19 protein-coding genes and 1 pseudogene are annotated in these 15,875 nt (G+C 72.2%); 10 read left to right on the top strand and 10 right to left on the bottom strand.

Features of this window, described 5'->3' with window-relative positions; genetic code table 11:
• Positions 1 to 28: 28 nt before the first annotated feature.
• From GA0070617_RS13475 to GA0070617_RS13465, 3 genes are all read left to right on the top strand, one after another.
• Entirely contained in the window at positions 29 to 904 is an 876-nt protein-coding gene (locus GA0070617_RS13475) for an ABC transporter ATP-binding protein (RefSeq protein ID WP_175440518.1), read from the top strand.
• Positions 904 to 1,506, top strand: a complete 603-nt coding sequence (locus tag GA0070617_RS13470; protein ID WP_091437130.1) for a hypothetical protein — start codon at positions 904 to 906, stop codon at positions 1,504 to 1,506. Before GA0070617_RS13475 ends, GA0070617_RS13470 begins: the two co-directional genes overlap by 1 nt.
• A 98-nt stretch (positions 1,507 to 1,604) precedes the next feature.
• On the top strand, positions 1,605 to 2,180 hold the full coding sequence (locus GA0070617_RS13465; protein WP_091437127.1) for an MOSC domain-containing protein: 576 nt from the start codon (positions 1,605 to 1,607) through the stop codon (positions 2,178 to 2,180).
• A gap of 13 nt (positions 2,181 to 2,193) precedes the next feature.
• On the opposite strand, the gene GA0070617_RS13460 is transcribed toward GA0070617_RS13465, so the two are convergent.
• Complete coding sequence (locus GA0070617_RS13460) at positions 2,194 to 3,033, bottom strand: helix-turn-helix transcriptional regulator (RefSeq protein ID WP_091437125.1); 840 nt, start codon at positions 3,031 to 3,033, stop codon at positions 2,194 to 2,196.
• A 192-nt stretch (positions 3,034 to 3,225) separates the two neighbouring features.
• On the opposite strand from GA0070617_RS13460, the gene GA0070617_RS13455 reads away from it, so the two are divergent.
• The 3 genes from GA0070617_RS13455 (at position 3,226) to GA0070617_RS13450 (ending at position 6,293) form a co-directional block, all read left to right on the top strand.
• The gene (locus GA0070617_RS13455; RefSeq protein ID WP_091437123.1) at positions 3,226 to 4,170 is read left to right on the top strand and encodes an SDR family oxidoreductase; all 945 of its coding nucleotides are present in this window, start codon (positions 3,226 to 3,228) and stop codon (positions 4,168 to 4,170) included.
• Between the two features lie 581 nt (positions 4,171 to 4,751).
• Complete coding sequence (locus GA0070617_RS29895) at positions 4,752 to 4,937, top strand: hypothetical protein (protein ID WP_139135646.1); 186 nt, start codon at positions 4,752 to 4,754, stop codon at positions 4,935 to 4,937.
• A 141-nt stretch (positions 4,938 to 5,078) separates the two neighbouring features.
• Positions 5,079 to 6,293, top strand: coding sequence for a serine hydrolase domain-containing protein (locus GA0070617_RS13450; RefSeq protein WP_229688501.1), 1,215 nt, complete (start codon positions 5,079 to 5,081; stop codon positions 6,291 to 6,293).
• Positions 6,294 to 6,365: 72 nt separating this feature from the next.
• Here GA0070617_RS13450 and GA0070617_RS32395 read toward each other — a convergent pair.
• Positions 6,366 to 6,446: pseudogene (locus GA0070617_RS32395) on the bottom strand (RidA family protein); the annotation flags it as partial.
• Between the two features lie 250 nt (positions 6,447 to 6,696).
• Between GA0070617_RS32395 and GA0070617_RS31045 the strand changes: the two are divergent.
• Complete coding sequence (locus tag GA0070617_RS31045; RefSeq protein ID WP_217628799.1) at positions 6,697 to 6,933, top strand: histidine phosphatase family protein; 237 nt, start codon at positions 6,697 to 6,699, stop codon at positions 6,931 to 6,933.
• 116 nt (positions 6,934 to 7,049) lie between these two features.
• Complete coding sequence (locus GA0070617_RS13435; RefSeq protein ID WP_091437119.1) at positions 7,050 to 7,457, top strand: nitroreductase family deazaflavin-dependent oxidoreductase; 408 nt, start codon at positions 7,050 to 7,052, stop codon at positions 7,455 to 7,457.
• On the opposite strand, the gene GA0070617_RS13430 is transcribed toward GA0070617_RS13435, so the two are convergent.
• From GA0070617_RS13430 to GA0070617_RS13405, 6 genes are all read right to left on the bottom strand, one after another.
• On the bottom strand, positions 7,454 to 8,044 hold the full coding sequence (locus GA0070617_RS13430) for a hypothetical protein (RefSeq protein ID WP_091437116.1): 591 nt from the start codon (positions 8,042 to 8,044) through the stop codon (positions 7,454 to 7,456). The genes GA0070617_RS13435 and GA0070617_RS13430 overlap by 4 nt on opposite strands.
• Positions 8,041 to 9,378 carry a hypothetical protein gene (locus GA0070617_RS13425; protein ID WP_091437113.1) on the bottom strand — a complete coding sequence of 446 codons (1,338 nt, stop codon included), beginning with the start codon at positions 9,376 to 9,378 and terminating at the stop codon, positions 8,041 to 8,043. Before GA0070617_RS13425 ends, GA0070617_RS13430 begins: the two co-directional genes overlap by 4 nt.
• Entirely contained in the window at positions 9,375 to 10,175 is an 801-nt protein-coding gene (locus tag GA0070617_RS13420) for an ABC transporter ATP-binding protein (protein WP_091437111.1), read from the bottom strand. The genes GA0070617_RS13425 and GA0070617_RS13420 overlap by 4 nt, the downstream gene beginning before the upstream one ends.
• A 78-nt stretch (positions 10,176 to 10,253) precedes the next feature.
• Positions 10,254 to 11,057: a cupin domain-containing protein gene (locus GA0070617_RS13415; protein WP_091437109.1), complete on the bottom strand. Its 804-nt coding sequence runs from the start codon at positions 11,055 to 11,057 to the stop codon at positions 10,254 to 10,256.
• Positions 11,054 to 11,620, bottom strand: a complete 567-nt coding sequence (locus GA0070617_RS13410) for an RNA polymerase sigma factor (protein ID WP_175440517.1) — start codon at positions 11,618 to 11,620, stop codon at positions 11,054 to 11,056. Before GA0070617_RS13410 ends, GA0070617_RS13415 begins: the two co-directional genes overlap by 4 nt.
• Positions 11,621 to 11,731: 111 nt before the next feature.
• Positions 11,732 to 12,124, bottom strand: coding sequence for a nuclear transport factor 2 family protein (locus tag GA0070617_RS13405; RefSeq protein WP_175440516.1), 393 nt, complete (start codon positions 12,122 to 12,124; stop codon positions 11,732 to 11,734).
• 269 nt (positions 12,125 to 12,393) lie between these two features.
• Between GA0070617_RS13405 and GA0070617_RS13400 the strand changes: the two genes are divergently transcribed.
• Entirely contained in the window at positions 12,394 to 13,218 is an 825-nt protein-coding gene (locus tag GA0070617_RS13400) for a Crp/Fnr family transcriptional regulator (RefSeq protein ID WP_139135645.1), read from the top strand.
• Here GA0070617_RS13400 and GA0070617_RS13395 read toward each other — a convergent pair.
• Positions 13,203 to 13,940, bottom strand: a complete 738-nt coding sequence (locus GA0070617_RS13395; protein ID WP_229688490.1) for an SDR family NAD(P)-dependent oxidoreductase — start codon at positions 13,938 to 13,940, stop codon at positions 13,203 to 13,205. The genes GA0070617_RS13400 and GA0070617_RS13395 overlap by 16 nt on opposite strands.
• Positions 13,941 to 14,114: 174 nt before the next feature.
• A complete protein-coding gene (locus GA0070617_RS13390) occupies positions 14,115 to 14,369 on the bottom strand; it encodes a DUF418 domain-containing protein (RefSeq protein ID WP_091437095.1) in 255 nt (84 codons plus the stop codon).
• A gap of 458 nt (positions 14,370 to 14,827) precedes the next feature.
• On the opposite strand from GA0070617_RS13390, the gene GA0070617_RS13380 reads away from it, so the two are divergent.
• Positions 14,828 to 15,823, top strand: coding sequence for an ABC transporter substrate-binding protein (locus GA0070617_RS13380; RefSeq protein ID WP_091437087.1), 996 nt, complete (start codon positions 14,828 to 14,830; stop codon positions 15,821 to 15,823).
• Positions 15,824 to 15,875 lie beyond the last annotated feature (52 nt).

Genomic DNA, 15,875 nt, shown 5'->3' with positions numbered 1-15,875 from the left:
CGCACGTTCGTGGAAGTGTCGACCCACGGTGATTGAGGCGCTCGGACTGACAAAGCACTACGGACGGGTGCAAGCGGTGCAGGATGCCAGCTTTACCGCCTACCCCGGGAGGGTGACCGGCTTTCTCGGGCTCAACGGCTCGGGAAAGACGACCACTCTGCGGATGCTGCTCGGACTGAGTCGCGCGACGGCCGGAGAGGCCCGGATCAACGGTCGCCGGTTCCGTGACCTGCCACATCCGGCGAGAGAGGTCGGTGCCGTTCTCGAGCAGGGGATCAGCCATCCCGGCCAGTCCGGCCGGGCCCACCTGACGTCCCAGGCGATCCTGGCCGGCGTCAGGCGGTCGCGAGTCGAGGAGCTGCTCGACGACGTCGGGCTGGCCCATGCGGCGGGTCAGCGAAGTGGTGCCTACTCGCTGGGCATGCGGCAGCGTCTGGCGGTGGCCACCGCCCTTCTCGGTGACCCACCGACGTTGGTCCTCGACGAGCCGGCGAACGGCCTCGACCCCGAGGGGGTCGCCTGGCTTCGCCGGCTGCTGCGCGACCACTGCGGCCGGGGCGGGACCGTCCTCGTCTCGAGTCACCTGCTGGCCGAGTTGGCGCAGTTCATCGATGATGTGGTGATCATCGTGAAGGGGCGGGTGACCTGTGAGGCACCGCTCGCCAGTCTGTACGGCGCCTCGGCGGGACGGCTGCGGATCCGCAGTCGTGACCAGCGTCGACTGTGGCAGGCTCTACAGGGAGCCGGCGGACGGGTCACGAGAAGCGGCGACGCTCTGCAGGTGACGGGACTTACGCCCGAGAGCGCGGGTGAGATCGCCTTCCAGGCTCGCGTGCCGTTGTACGAGCTGACCGTCGAGACTCCGGACCTCGAACAGATCTTCCTCGACCTGACGGCTGCCTGATGCTCAAGATCGTACGCAGCGATCTGCACCGGACGGCCACTATCCGTTCCAGCCGCATCTCGCTGATCGTCTCTGTCGCACTGGGCACCCTCATTGGTTCGGTGAACATCGACGCCTGGGGGCTGTTGGCGGGTATGGTCGCCTTCGGACTCGCCGCGACAATGGTGGCCCAGCACTACCAGCACCGGACGGCTGTTCTGCTCTATCTCACCGTGCCGAGACGGATCGCGGTACTCGTCGGCCAACTGATCGCGGCGATGATTGTCGCCAGCGGTTTCGTGGCGGTCAGCGGCTTGACGCTCCTCGTCAAAGGTGCCGCTGACAGGTACCTGAACCTGCTTACCGTCGTGCCGTTGATGGCGGTGTTCGGGGCGGCCGGTGCGGCAGTGGCACGCCGGCCTACCTGGTTCTTCCTCGGATGCGCGGGCTGGTTCGTCTTTGTTGAGGGCCTGGTCGGCAGGCTACAGGCGCCGCTACCGTTCACCGCGTTCATCAGTGCCGGCTCGGGTGACGTCGGTGGACTCCTACTCGCCTCGGGTTGGGCCGCCGTGGCATCCGTCGCCGCCGGAGTCGCTGTGGGCCGCGACCTGACGAGTGACTGAGTTAGGACCAGCAGTGGGCGGTACAGCGGTGCTCGTGCCGGTCTCGGGTGGCGAGAATCGCGTGGACACGCGGGTGCGGGCCGAGCACAGTCAATCCCATGGAGAAGCCCGTTACGGTACGCCATCGCTCCATGGACGAGATCACCGCCGGCCTGCACGTCGTGCGGCAGTCCCCGCGGGGTGTGGGCACCCTGGCGCTGGCCGTACGCCGGCCGGCCGTCGGCGCCCGGGAGGTGCTGGAGCTGGCCGAGCTGGACCCGGATGCCGGGCTGATCGGCGACAGCTGGGGGCAACGACCGAGCTCCCGGACCACCGACCGGTCACCGCACCCCGACATGCAGCTGAACGTGATCAACGCCCGCTTCGTCGAGTTGATCGCCGGCCCCGACCGGGACGCCTGGGCGCTCGCCGGTGACCAGCTCTACCTCGATCTCGACCTGAGCGTCGACGCCCTGCCGGCCGGCACCCGGCTGGCCATCGGTGACCGGGCCGTCATCGAGGTGACCGACCAGCCGCACACCGGCTGTGCCAAGTTCGCCGCCCGGTTCGGACGTGACGCCCACAAGATCGTCTGGACCGAGGAGGGCAAGCGCCTGCGGTTGCGCGGCCTGAACGCCCGCGTGGTGGTCGGCGCCACCATCTCCCCGGGCGACCCCGTCCGGCAACTCGCCTGAGCGGCATCGGGGCTCAGCTCAGCGACTGCGCGCCGATGACGGAGAGCATCCGCAGCTTCTCGTGGCTCTCGGTGCCCGGCACGGCGGTGTAGACCAGCAGCGCGTGCGCCTGTCCCGGGTCGACGAGCTGCTGGCAGTTCAGCTCCAGCGCGCCGACCTCGGGGTGGACGAAGTGCTTGACCTGGTGGGGGCGTACCCCGATCTCGTGGTCGTCCCACACCCGCCGGAACTCCTCGCTGCCGGCCAGCAGCAACTCGGCCAGGCGGGCGGCCCGGGAACCGGGCCCCCGGAGGGTGACCAGCTCACGCAGGCCCGAGGCCCACATCCGGGTCAGGAACGGGTGCTGCTCGGGTGCGTAGAGCCGCCGGGCGGCGGGGTCGGTGAACCAGCGGTACCCCGCGCTGCGGGCCGGCCCGACGTAGCGGGTGGTGTCCCCGGTGAGCGCGACGCCCAGCGGGGACTGCCGCAGGGTCTCGCCGAGTTCGGTGACGATCTCGGCGGGGGTGTCGGCCAGCCGGTCGAGCACCCGCAGCAGGCCGGGGCTGATGTGGTCGGTGGGCGTACCGCGCGGTGGTGGGGTGTGACCGGCGAGGCGGAACAGGTGGTCGCGCTCGTCGACCGACAGGTGCAGGCCCTGCGCGATCGAGGCGATCATCGACTGCGACGGCTGCGGTCCCCGTTCCCGCTCCAGCCGGGAGTAGTAGTCGACCGACATGTGGCACAACGACGCGACCTCCTCGCGGCGCAGGCCGTTGGTCCGGCGCCGCTGCCCGCGCGGCAGGCCGACGTCCTCCGGTTGCAGTGCCTGCCGGCGGTTCCGCAGGAACTCCGCCAGCCCGGTGCGATCGATCACGACGCTTCCCCCTTCGAGTGCTGGCCCCGTTTCTACCGCCTGCCGGAACGGGTAGCCACGGCCCGTCGATCCCCCCATCCGCCGCCCCGGGGGACCCGCGAGCCTGGGATCGGAAGGCCGTGGTTACTTCCGGGAACCCGGCCCAGGATCGATGGCGTACCCGAGGAACGCATCGACCAGGGAGCAGAAACCATGCCACGCACACCTATCGACATCACCGTCCCCGACCTGTCCGGCAAGCGTGCCGTCGTCACCGGCGCCAGCGACGGGATGGGTCTGGGCATCGCCACCCGGCTCGCCTCGGCCGGTGCCGAGGTGGTCCTGCCGGTGCGCAACCCGCGCAAGGGCGAGGCCGCGATCGCCACGATCCGGCAGGCCGCGCCCGGTGCCGACGTCTCGCTGCGCAGCCTCGACCTGTCGTCGCTGGAGTCGGTCGCCGCCCTGGGCGACACCCTGCGCTCCGAGGACCGGCCGATCCACCTCCTGATCAACAACGCGGGCGTGATGACGCCGCCGAACCGGCAGACCACGGCCGACGGGTTCGAGCTGCAGTTCGGCACCAACCACCTCGGCCACGCCGCGCTGGTCGGCCGGCTGCTTCCGCTGCTGATCGCCGGCCGGGCCCGGGTGACCTCGCAGGTCAGCATCGCCGCACGGCGGGGCCGCATCGACTGGGACGACCTGAACAGCGAGCGGTCGTACGACGCGATGCGGGCCTACCGCCAGTCGAAGATCGCGTTCGGCCTGTTCGGACTGGAGCTGGACCGGCGCAGCAGGACGCACGGCTGGGGTATCACCAGCAACCTCTCCCACCCCGGGGTGGCCCCCACCAGCCTCCTGGCGGCCCGTCCCGAGCTCGGCCGCAGCCGGGACACTCCTCAGGTCCGCGTGATCCGGGCGCTGTCGGCCCGCGGCGTCCTGCTGGGCACCGTCGAGACCGCGAAGCTGCCCGCGCTGATGGCGGCCACCGACCCCACCGCCCGGCCGGGTGCCCTCTACGGGCCGCGTGGGCCCGGCAACCTCGGTGGCCCGCCCGCCGAGCAGCGGATGTACCCGCCGCTGCGCAGCGTCGAGGAGGCCGAACGCGTCTGGGCGGTCTCGGAGCAGCTCACCGGGACCACGTTCGCCCCGGTCTGATCACGACCCGGTGCCGCCGGATTCGCCGAATCGGCGCTGCCTGCGGAAACAGGCAATAGCGTGGTCAGTTAAGGACAGGCGGCGCCCGGGTGGCCGACCGAACCGATCGTGGGGGTGTCCATGCGCGGGCCGAGACGTGGTCCCGTCTGGGCGGCGCAGTTGTGGCTCCAGCAGCGCCGGCGCCGCTGGCGTACCCGACGGGAGCGGCACACCGAGCGGAGCCTGCGCCGGCGCACGGACGAGCGGGCCGACCGCCGACCGGGGTGGCGGTACCACCGCGGGGTGCAGTGGGCAATCCTGACCGCTGCCGGCCTGCTGGTCGCGTGGACGCTGTTCTCGCTGGTGGTGACGATCGCCGACAACGAGCCGGGTTTTCTCCCGATCTCCCGGTGGTGCGCCGGGAGCCAACCACGGGCGTACTACTGCGGGGAGGTGGAGGGCTTCGTCAAGGGCCCCCTGTTGGTGGCCCTCGGCCTGGCCGTCTTCTTCTTCTGGCGCTACGCCCCGGTCCGCCGCTGGTACCGCCGCAACGTGCTGCGGAACCCACCTGCATCGACGACTGCCCCTTCCGGTTGTGTCCGTTGCCGCCGAAGGGAGACGAACTGCCCTACCAGATGGACGAGGTGTTCTGCGCCCACCAGGTCGATCTCGTCGGGTCCTGGTTCCGCTCCCCCGCCCCGGCGACGTGGCAGGCGGTCAACCGGGACGACCTGCGGACCTTCTGGCGGGAGATGTCGGAACGGATGGCCCCCGCCTGGCGCAAGTGAGGGCACCCGCCACCCCGCCCCGAAGGCCGATCCCGACTCAGCCCGTGGTGGGAGTCGAATCTCGCACCTGCGCAGGATGCGACCTCTCGAAAGCCAACGAGAATATTCGATATGTTTCGTACTGTTCGGACACTGAAGGCGGTGGCCGCCGGCGTGACGCTGGTGGCCACCATCGCTGTCGTACCCGCCTCCGCCGCCGAGCGGGCCGGACCGGGCGCCGACGGGCTGGACCGTGCCGGGTTGCGCGCCGCGCTCGCCGCAGTGCCCGAGGCCGGCGTCCCGGGCGCGCTGGCCGCCGTGCGCGACGGCCGGCAGGACTGGCGCGACGCCGCCGGTCAGGCGTACCTGACCAGTCCTCGACCGATGCGGCCCGAACTGCGGCACCGCATCGGCAGCGTCACCAAGACGTTCGTCGCCACCACCGTGCTGCAGCTCGTCGACGAGGACCGGGTGGGTCTCGACGATCCGATCGGGCGGTGGCTGCCCGACGTCGTGCCCGCCGAACTCGGCCGCCAGGTCACCGTCCGGATGCTGCTGAACCACACCAGCGGCATCGGCAACTACACCAACGAAATGATCGACTCGTACGCGGCGATCAACACGATGCAGGTCACCACGTACGCCCCGACGGAGCTGGCCGCCACGGGACTGGCCATGCCGCCGACCAACGCCCCCGGCGCCGCGTTCAACTACTCCAACACCAACTACGTCCTGGCCGGACTGGTGATCGAGGCGGTCACCGGCAACGACGCGGCGGCCGAGATCCAGCGGCGCATCCTGCGGCCCCTGCGGCTCACCGGCACGTCCCTGCCCGGCGCCGACCCGACGATCCGGGGCCCGCACAGCGGCGCCTACTTCGCCCCGTTCGGCGCCCGTGACCTCAGCGAGTTCAACATGAGCTGGGCGTGGACGGCCGGCGAGATGATCTCCACCGCGGCGGACCTGAACACCTTCTTCCGGGCGCTGCTCGGCGGTGGCCTGCTCAGCCCCGCCACCCTCGACGAGATGCTCGACGGCGTGCCGATGCAGCCGGGGCAGCCGGCGGCCGGCCGCTACGGTCTCGGCGTCCGCGCCGTGTCCACCCCGTGCGGCGAGTTCTGGGGCCACGACGGTGTGGTCCTCGGTCACCTGACGGCCTCGATGCACAGCCGCGACGGTGCCCGCCAGGTCTCCACCGGGATCAACTTCAGCCATTACCAGGCCGGCCTGCCCGACGCGCACCCGGTCGACGTCGCCTGGAACACCTTCCTGCTCACCGCGATGTGCCCGGCCGGTGCGGCGGAGAGCCGCTCGGCGGAGGCAGCGCCGCCGCTGCCCGGCCTCACCCGGCTGCCGGGCGAGATCGCGATGCCCTGAGGTTCCCGCACCCCGGCAGTGATCCGCCGTGGTCCCCTGTAGCCGGCGGGGACCACGGCGCCGGCCGGCCGGTCAGGACCGGCGTCGGCCCACCGCCTGGATCTCCACGAGCAGGTGCGGGTGCGGCAGCTGGTGCACGGCCACGGTGGTCCGGTGTCCGCGCTGCGCGAGCTCACCGCTCCGGCGTTGCGACCGAAGGAGATCGGCGGACGGCGGAGATCCTCGGCGAGCGGCTCGGGGTGGACGTGGTGTGCGACGCCGACCTGCGGGAGAAGTCGTACGGCGAGGCGGGCGGGCGTCCGCAGGCGTGGCTGGACGAACGGTTCGTGCCACCGCCGGCCACCGGTGAGCGGATGCGCCACGACGAGGCGTACCCGGGGCGGAGACGAAGTGGGAGCAGGCGGTGCGGGCCTACGCGGCGCTGGAGCGGATCCTGCGGTCGACGGTGGAGCAGCAGGTCGTGGTGACCCACGGCGGGACGGCCACGTTCCTGCTCGCGGCCTGGATCGGCATGCCCCTCGACGCGGCGGGCCTGGTCGGCGTCCGCTTCTCCCCCGGCAGCATCACCCACCTGCGCGAGGACGACCGCTTCCACAACCGCTGGATCGTCCACCTCAACGACACCGACCACCTGGCGTGACCCGATCCAGTAGGGACCGGGCCGGCGGGGCCGGGTCGTGTCGCGGTGTTGCGGCCCGGCCGCGAGCTGTCAGGATTGGGTCACGAAGCCGAGGACGCGGGGCGAGGAGCAGAGTCGTGAGCGACTGGAACGAGAAGATCATCGCTGAGTTCCGTGCCAACGGTGGCAAGGTGGGCGGCCAGTTCGCCGGCGCCCCGCTGCTGCTGTTGCACACCGTCGGCGCCCGCAGTGGTCAGCTCCGGGTGAACCCGATGATGTACCAGCAGCTGGAGGGTGGGTACGCCGTGTTCGCCTCCAAGGCCGGCGCACCCACCAATCCCGACTGGTACCACAACCTGCTCGCCCACCCGCAGGTCCGGGCCGAGGTCGGCACGGAGACCGTCGACCTGGTCGCCCGGGTCGCCGCCGGGGACGAGCGGGAACGCATCTGGAGCGCGCAGAAGGCCGCGTATCCCGGCTTCGCCGACTACGAGCGCAAGACCGACCGCCAGATCCCGGTCGTCGTCCTGGAGCCGGCGTCCTAGTCCGCCGGATCGGTGCGGGCCGGGCCGGCGACCGAGTAGCCGATCAGCCCACCGACGGCCAGCACCGCCGCGGTCACCGTGGCGGCCCGACTGTCGGGCGGTTGGCCCTGCCACGTCGCCATCGCCGCCCAGGTGCCGTCCTGCGGGTACAGGGCCGCGATGATGGTCCAGGCCAACGGCAGGAACCACGACCGGCCGGCACCGAGGACCGTCGCGCACGCCGCCGTCAGGCCGAGCAGACCGGCGGCATCGCGGACCACCAGGGCGGCCGGCCCGAACCGGGCTCCGGTGTGCCGGGTGGCGAGCAGGACCGCCAGGACGACCACCAGGCCGGCGAGCAGATGCCCCGCGCGTCGCCAGGGCCAGCGCATCGACGCGGTCCGGTCGAGGTTCTCGTCCGGGCCGGCGAGGGTGGGCGCGAGGGCCGCGACCATCAACAGGACGGTCAGCACGACCACCATCGGGGTGACGTCCCGGTCCTCGGCGAAGGCCAGGGACACCGCCCAGACCACCGCCGCGCCGCCGAGGGCGACGGCCAGGGCCAGGGGCACGCGTCGCGACCGCAGGTAGAGCAACGTCCAGGTCACCTGGTGCTCCTGGAGAGCAGGCCGGCGGGATCCAGGCAGGCCGTCAGGGCGTCGCGGACCGCGGTGACCCGGGCCAGGGCCTCCTCCTCGGGCAGCTCACGCAGTTCCTGCCAGAGGGTGACCGCCGCGGCGTTGGCCTCGGGATCCTCGGAGATCGTTCCGGGCACCACGTCGACGTCGGACTGCGGCGCACGGCCCAGCAGCCAGTAGGCCGCCGCCCGTTCCACCACCACGTTGCGGTTGCGGCACTGCCCGTCGTACGGCACGCCCAGCCCTCTGACGACCCCGGGGACGACGGAGACCGGGTGGGCGAGCCGGCCACTGCGGTCGATCCGGATCTCGATCGTGACGACGCCCTCGCGGGGGGCCGGCCAGGACTCCTCGTCCCCGATCGTCCGGGTGTCCTCGTGCACGGCGGTCGGCGCGGCCGGCAGTTTCGCCAGCGCCGCCAGGCCTTCCCGGGCCAACGGGGTCACCGGGTCGAGCACGGTGGCGTGCACCCGGCTGACGCAGACCGTCGGGGTGTCGTCGGTGCACACCAGTTCCCGCGCGACCGGGTCGACCGGCCAGGTGAGCACGTCGGGATCCCGGGGCACGACCGCGGTGGCCGCCACCAGCCCGAGCACCACCGGCACCACCGCCGCGGTCCGGGTCCGCCAGCCGCCGCCGACGAACAACAGCAGCCCGGCGACGGCGAGCGCGGCCAGCCAGATGGCCAGCGCACCGCTCACCCGGTTGTCGATCGTCTGGTAGTCGTGGAACCGGCCGGTGCCGTGGATCGGGGAGATCGCCGCGGCCAGCCAGTCGGGGGGCACGACGGCGCTGACGAAGGCCAGCAGCACCCCGGACACGCCCAGGGCCGGTGCGGTCACCAGGGCGGGAAGCATCCGCCCGATGCCCAGGCCGAGCCAGGCCGCGCCGATCAGCGCCAGCACACCGACGCCGGTGACGACGGCGAACGGCAGTACGGGACGGTACCGGGCGGTGTCGCTGATCCAGGCGACGCCCGCCGCCGTCACCAGCAGGTAGGCGACCGTGAGGGTGAGGGCCATCGCGGCGAGGACCGGCAGCATCCGCCGGGCGGGCGGCCGGGCGGTGCTGGCGAACAGCTCCCCCACCCCGCTGCGGTGCTCCCGGCGGCCCTGCCAGGCTCCGGCGGCCAGGGCCAGGGGCCACATCAGGAGCAGGTACTCCCGGGTGACCATGGCCAGCGCCATCCAGCCAACGGACCACCGGCCGGTCGCCAGGTAGAGCGCGCCGACCCCGACCACCACGGTGACCAGTGCGGCGCCGGGCGCGGCGGAGCGGCGCAGTTCGATGCCGAGCACGCTCATCGGGCGACCTCCGCGCGGTGGCGGCGCAGCAGCGCGGAGTAGCCCCGCTCGGCCGGGCTGTCCCCGGCGTGGCCCCGGTCGCCCTGGGCGGCCAGCGCGTCGGGCGTGCCCTGCCACACCAGGCGGCCCTCGTTGACCAGTACGACGTCGGTGCAGGCCACCGCCACGTCCTCGACCAGGTGGGTGGAGACCAGTACGCAGCTGTCGGTGCCGAGGTCACGGATCAGCTCCCGGAAGTCGAGTCGCTGTTCCGGGTCGAGGCCGACGGTCGGTTCGTCGAGCAGCAGCAGCCGCGGGTCGTTGACGATGGCCTGCGCGATGCCGGCCCGGCGCAGCATGCCACCGGAGAGCGTCTTCAGTCGGGCGTCGGCCTTGATGGTGAGTCCGACCCGGTCGATGGCCCGCTGCACCGCGTCCGGGATGTCCGCCTTCGGCATCTCCTTGAGCCAGGCCAGGTATCCGACGAACTCGCGGACTGTGAACCGCGGGTAGTAGCCGAAGTGCTGCGGCAGGTAGCCCAGGGCGCGGCGCACCGGCCGCAGGTCGACGCGACCGTCGACCGGCTGCCCGAGCAGCGTCAACCGTCCGCCGGCCGGGGCCAGGACGGTCGCCAGGGCGCGCATCAGCGTGGTCTTCCCCGCGCCGTTCGGGCCGAGCAGCCCGTGCACGCCGGTGGTCAGGGCCAGGTCGAGGCCGTCGACGGCCAGGTGGCGTCCGGCCCGGACCTGCAGGCCCTCGGCGTGGATCGCCCAGGGATGGACGGTGGCGGTCGTCTCGACCGCGCGCACGGCACGCATCGTGGTCAGCTCCTTCAGTGGTGGTCGCAGGGCACGGTGGCGGCACGGCCGCAGATGGCCGTACCTGGCAGGCGGGGTCTAGTCGTGGTGGGAGAGGCGCCGGGTCGAGTCGAGCCGGAGCAGGGCCACGACGGTCAGGACGGTCGTGGCCAGCAGCCAGCTGCGGGTGCTCTCCGCCGACAGCAGCACCGGCAGCCGGGCGGCGGCGACGCTGGGGGTGACCACCACCAGCGTCCAGGCCGTGATCAGGCCGATCGCGGCGCGGTGTACCCCGACGAGGCTTCCCAGCAGCAGCGTGGCGGCGGTGAACGCCAGGCAGGGCAGCAGCATCAGGGCCAGTGACATCCCGGTGCCGGCACCGACCAGGGCGAGCGGGGGAACGACACACGCCAACACCGCGGCCGTACGCCGCAGCAGCGTGGTCAGGCCGGCGGCGGGGGTGGTGGCGATCAGCTCCCAGGCCGGGTCGGCCCGCCGGTGCCAGGCGACCGCCACGCCGGGAAGCGGGGCCAGCGGTGCGACCAGCAGCACCAGGGCGGGCAGCCCGACCCGCAGCGCGCCGAGCAGGGCAGCGCAGGCGAGCACGGTGCCGGTCATCGCCAGCCACGGCAGGAGGGTGCCGACGAACCAGCGGTGGCGCAGCACCGACCAGGACCGGCTACGGCGGGCGGGCGGCGGTGCCGCCGCGATCTCGCGCTCCAGGGCCAGGGCGACCCGGTCGAGCACGGCCCGGCTGTCCACGGTGGTGCTGCCGGCCAGGCGGGCCCGACAGTCGGCGCAGTCCTCCAGGTGCACCTCGATGGCCCAGACGGCGGGCTCGTCGAGATCGGGGGCCCCGGCGGCGTACCTGTCGAGCTGGGTCAGGCTGGGGTGGTCGGTCACGACAGGGCCTCCCGCAGGGCGACCCGGGCCCGGCGGACGCGGGACTTCACGGTGTTCTCCGGTACGCCGAGCAGCACCGAGGCCTCGCGGGTCGAGAGCCCGTCGAGGACCGTCGCCCGTAGGGCGGCCCGGACCTCGGGTGGCAGGACGAGCAGGGCCCGCTCCAGGTCCTGGCCGATCCGGGCGGCCATCACCTCGTCCTCGGCGGCGGGGGCCGTGCCGGGGGTCAGCTGCACCCGGGTTACCTGGTCGGTGCGCGCCCGACGACGGAAGGCGTCGACCAGGCGGTGGGCGGCGATGGTCCACAGCCAGCCCACGGCACTGCCCTGCGCCGCCCCGCCGCCGGGCCGGGCACCGGCGAAGCCGCCGGCCGCCCGCCACACCGCGAGGTAGGTCTCCTGCAGCACCTCGGCGACCAGGTCGGGGTCGGCGCAGCGGCGCCGCAGGCGCACCTGCAACCACGGCGCGGTACGCCGGTAGAACTCGTCGAACGCCCGCCGGTCACCCCGGGCGATCCGGCGCACGAGTTCACCCTCGTCCGCCTGGTCCCTGCCTGTTCTCACACCCGGTAAGACGATGGGCGGGACCGGATCGGGTGCGGCTTTCGCGTGACCGCCATCACACTTTCCTCGGGTGGAGCGGGACCGGGACGACCCGGCCCGCGTCACGTCACGTCACGGTACGAAGACCTCGTTGAGGTCGCCGTACAGGCGCTGCTCGGTGAACCTGCCCTGCGCGTCGACGGTCGCCACGACCGCACCGGGATTGTCCAGCACCTTGCCGTTCTTCAGGACGTACGTGATCCGGATCTCGTAGAACGCGGTGCGGGCGCCGTCGGCGTCACCCGTCTCGAAGAAGGTCACCACCCGGTGCGTGATCCTGTCGCAGTGGTCCAGGACGTACTTGATGGACGCTTCGGCGGCCGCCCTGCCGTGGACGGGTTCGGCGTTGGCGAAGGTGAGCTTGACGTCCTCGGTCATGAGTTCGCAGGCAGCGGGCAGGTTACCGCCGTCGATCAGCGCGTAGTACTCCTCGACCAGTCGGCGGGCAGGCGTCGTTACGGTCATCCGGCATCTCCTTCGAAGGGAACGGCTCATCAGGGACGGACCGAGCCTCGCCGACGGCGCCACGATGAACAGTGACCATGGTCACGAAGCGGTGCCACGCAGACGCTCCGGCGACGCTGTCGCGGGTCGGTGGACCGGCGACAAGCAGCAGAAACGTCCGTATCGTCGATCATGGTCCGCGCCAGGTCTGGTGCGGGTTCCGCGCTGCGCCACCGGTCCTGCTTCGCCCAAGCGGGGCCGCCCGGCTCCACCCCGACGGAGGAGGACTCTTGTCCCAGGACATCGCCGCCGCCCCACCGACGACGGTATCCACCGCGCCGGGCCGCCGGCCCTCCCCGTCTCCTGGGGCGACCCACCCGGTTGACCGCCTCTCCCCCGCCGCCCGGAGGGCCTGGGAATCCACGCTGTTCGCCGCCCTGTCCCCACAGGTGACGGCAAGCCTGCTGGAACGGGCCGTGGAGGTCTCACTCACGCCCCGTGAGATGTTCCACCCCGGAGCGCTGCACGCCGAGACGCCACTGTGCGCCGTCGTCGTCGACGGCCTGCTCCGCTTCTACCTCACCTCCCGGGACGGACGAGCCATGACGCTGCGCTACGCCGGCCACGGCCAGCTCATCGGCGTACGGCGGTTGGCCATGGGTCTGGTCCCCACCGCGCGTTCGCCACTGTGGGACGCGGCGGTCAACGGCGAGGCGGTGCAGGCCAGCCGGATCCTGACCCTCCCGGCGGCCGTGGTGGCCGCGGCCGCCCGGCAGGACGCGGCCCTGTCCGGGGCGCTGGCCCGGGAGGTCGCCGTCCAGTCCATGCGTGACCGGGAGCTGATCGCGGCGAACGTGTTCCGCCCGATCCGGGAGCGGGTGGCCCGCCATTTGATCAGCCTGGCGATCCGGGAGGGCCCGGACCTGATCGTCCACGCGAGTCACCAGGAGATCGCGGACGCGATCGGGTCCGTACGGGAGGTGGTGTCCCGCACGATGGTTCGGTTCCGCGCCGAGGGCCTCGTCGAACGTCGCCGGCGTCGCCTGGTCCTGACCGACCCGGCCCGGCTGCACGCCGCCGCGATCGACGGGAGCGACGGTCAGACGACCGTGTAACCACCGTCGACCACCAGGTTCGCCCCGGTGATGAAGCCGGCCTCGTCGGAGGCCAGGAAGAGGGCCGCTTGGGCGACGTCCTCCGGCTCACCGAGACGCTTGATGACCTGGCGCTCGATGAAGGAGTCCAGCACCCCCGGCACATCGGCCATGGCGCTGGTGGCCGGCGACATGATCAGGCCAGGGCTGACGGCGTTGACCCGGATGCCGTGCGGCCCACCCTCGTTGGCCAACTCCCGGGTCATGCCGATGACCCCGTGCTTGGTCGCCGCGTGGGCGAAACCGCCGGGGGCGGAGCGGATCGCACTGATGCCCTGCATCGACGCGACGTTCACGACGGCACCGCCACCCCGGGCGACGAGGTGGGGCCAGGCCAGCGAGGTCACGTGGAAGACGACGTCCAGCTCGTTGCGGAGGGTGAACCGCCAGTCGTCGACCGACATCTGCGCGACAGCCGCGAACCGCGGCGCGGAGGCGTTGTTGTAGAGGATGTCGACACCGCCGTGCTCGGCCACCACCGCCGACACCCAGTCGCCGACCGCGTCCCGGTCGGCGAGGTCGAGTGGATGCGTCGACGTCATGACGCCACCGGCGGCCCGCACCATCTCGACGGTCTCCTGCGCTCCCTCGGTCTTGAGGTCACAGCCGGCGACTGTGGCGCCCTCCCGGGCGAACAGCAGAGCCGCCGCCCGGCCCTGACCGCCACCGGTCCCCGTGATCATCGCTACCTTGCCTGCAAGTCTTCCCGTCATCGCTCGGACGCTAGCGCCCACACCTGCCGGCGACAGTGACTTCGGTCCGTCCCGATCGACGTCGATGAACAGCGCGGGCCCGGTCGCCCGCGGTGGGGCGTCCCCGGGCCCGCGGCCGACGACCGGACGGGCGGTCCCGTCACCTCACGAACCGACACGGGCCGGCGCGTCGGGCCGCGGCGCGTCGGCCTGCTCCCCGGCCGCGGCCGGTGGGAGGCGCAGCGCCGGCCAGCTGCGGTACGACCAGGCCCGCAGCAGCCACTCGAACGGCCCGCAGCGGTACCGGGACAGCCAGAACGTGGCGAACACGGTGAGGGCCAGCCAGGCACCGACCGAGACCAGGGCGGCGGAGAAGGTCGACAGCTGACCGAAGAGCCCGAGGCCCCAGCCGCAGAAGATCGCCGGGGAGCCCGACGACCACGCCGAGGACCAGGAGCCGACGCCACAACCGGGCGTGCTCCTGCGGCCGGGTCAGGACGCGGCGACGGCCAGCGACCAGACCGAGCAGGAACATCGACAGCGCCAGCGCCCACTGGAGAACGCCGAGCGTGATCAGGACGTCCGGCAGGGCCGCCAGGCGGGCGGCGGCACCCTCGGCGAACGATCCCCGCAGCGCGGTGTCCATGGTCGCCGGGTCCGGGACGAAACCGGACGCCGCCGGCGGCTGCGGCGCGGTGGTGATCCAGACCGCCACCGCGGCGAGCAGCACGACCCCGGCACCGCACGGCGGGTGCCCATGGGAACCAGCGCCGGCGACCAACCGACCAGTACCACAGTGCTCACCCGCGGGTTCCGAACCGCGCCGGGCACCCTCGGCAGCAATCAGGAGGATCAATGGTAGCTCTGGAAGGAAACTCATGATCCGCAGATCACCGGTGTACCGGCTCGTGGCGCTCGGCACCGTGGCACTGTTGGCGGGCACGGGCTGTGGTGCCACCGTCGAACCGGAGGCCTCGACCGCCGAACCGGTCACCGTGACCAACTGCGGCAAGCAGGTCACCTACGACAGGGTGCCCGAGCGGGCGGTGGTCTACGACATCGGGATGACCGAGATGATGTTCTCGCTCGGCCTCGCGCCACACATGCGCGGCTGGGTCATCAACAAGATCTACGGCGGCATCGACGACTCGCCGTACCGGGCCGACTTCGCCAAGGTCGAACGGCTCGGCGACAGCCGGATCAACCTGGAGATCGTGCTCAACGCCAAGGCCGACTGGGTGTTCGCGGGGCACAACCACGGTTTCGTGGAGTCCCGGGGGATCACCCCGGCCATCCTGGCCAAGAACGGCATCGCCAGTTACCTCCTCACCGAGACGTGTGCCAAGGCGGACGAGAACCCCACCGCCGTCGTCCCACCGGTCGAGGCCCTCTACACCGACCTGCGCAACCTCGGCCGGATCTTCCGGGTCTCCGACCGGGCGGAGGAGATCGTCGCCGACACGCAACGGCGGTTCGACGCCGCGGGGGCGGGAAAGCCGGCCACCCCGGCGCGCGTGCTGGTGACCGACGTCTACGAGGACAAGCCGTACGTGGCGGGCCGGGCGAGCATCTCGACGACGATCGTGGAGAAGGCCGGCGGTCGCAGCGTCACCAGCGACGTGCAGAACACCTGGGCAAGCGTCGGCTGGGAGACCGTGGTCGCCGCCGACCCCGAGGTCATCGTGGTCACCGACTACGAGATCCCCTTCGCGCAGAAGAAGGCCCTGCTGATGAACGCGCCCCAGATGAAGAACGTGACGGCCGTACGGAAGGGACAGATCTACCCGATCGACTTCGCCGCGGCGATGGCCGGCCCCCGGGTCGGGACAGCGGCCGAGGAGCTGGCCACGTACCTGCGCTCGATCGGCAGGTAGCCCCGCCAGGCCGGTCCCGGATCCGCCCGACGGGCCCGGGACCGGGGCACCG

Origin of the sequence: Micromonospora yangpuensis, from assembly GCF_900091615.1 — a bacterium.
Taxonomy (GTDB): Bacteria; Actinomycetota; Actinomycetes; order Mycobacteriales; family Micromonosporaceae; genus Micromonospora; species Micromonospora yangpuensis.
The sequence above is the reverse complement of the archived record's forward strand: the minus strand, read 5'-3'. Positions and strand labels throughout refer to the sequence as shown.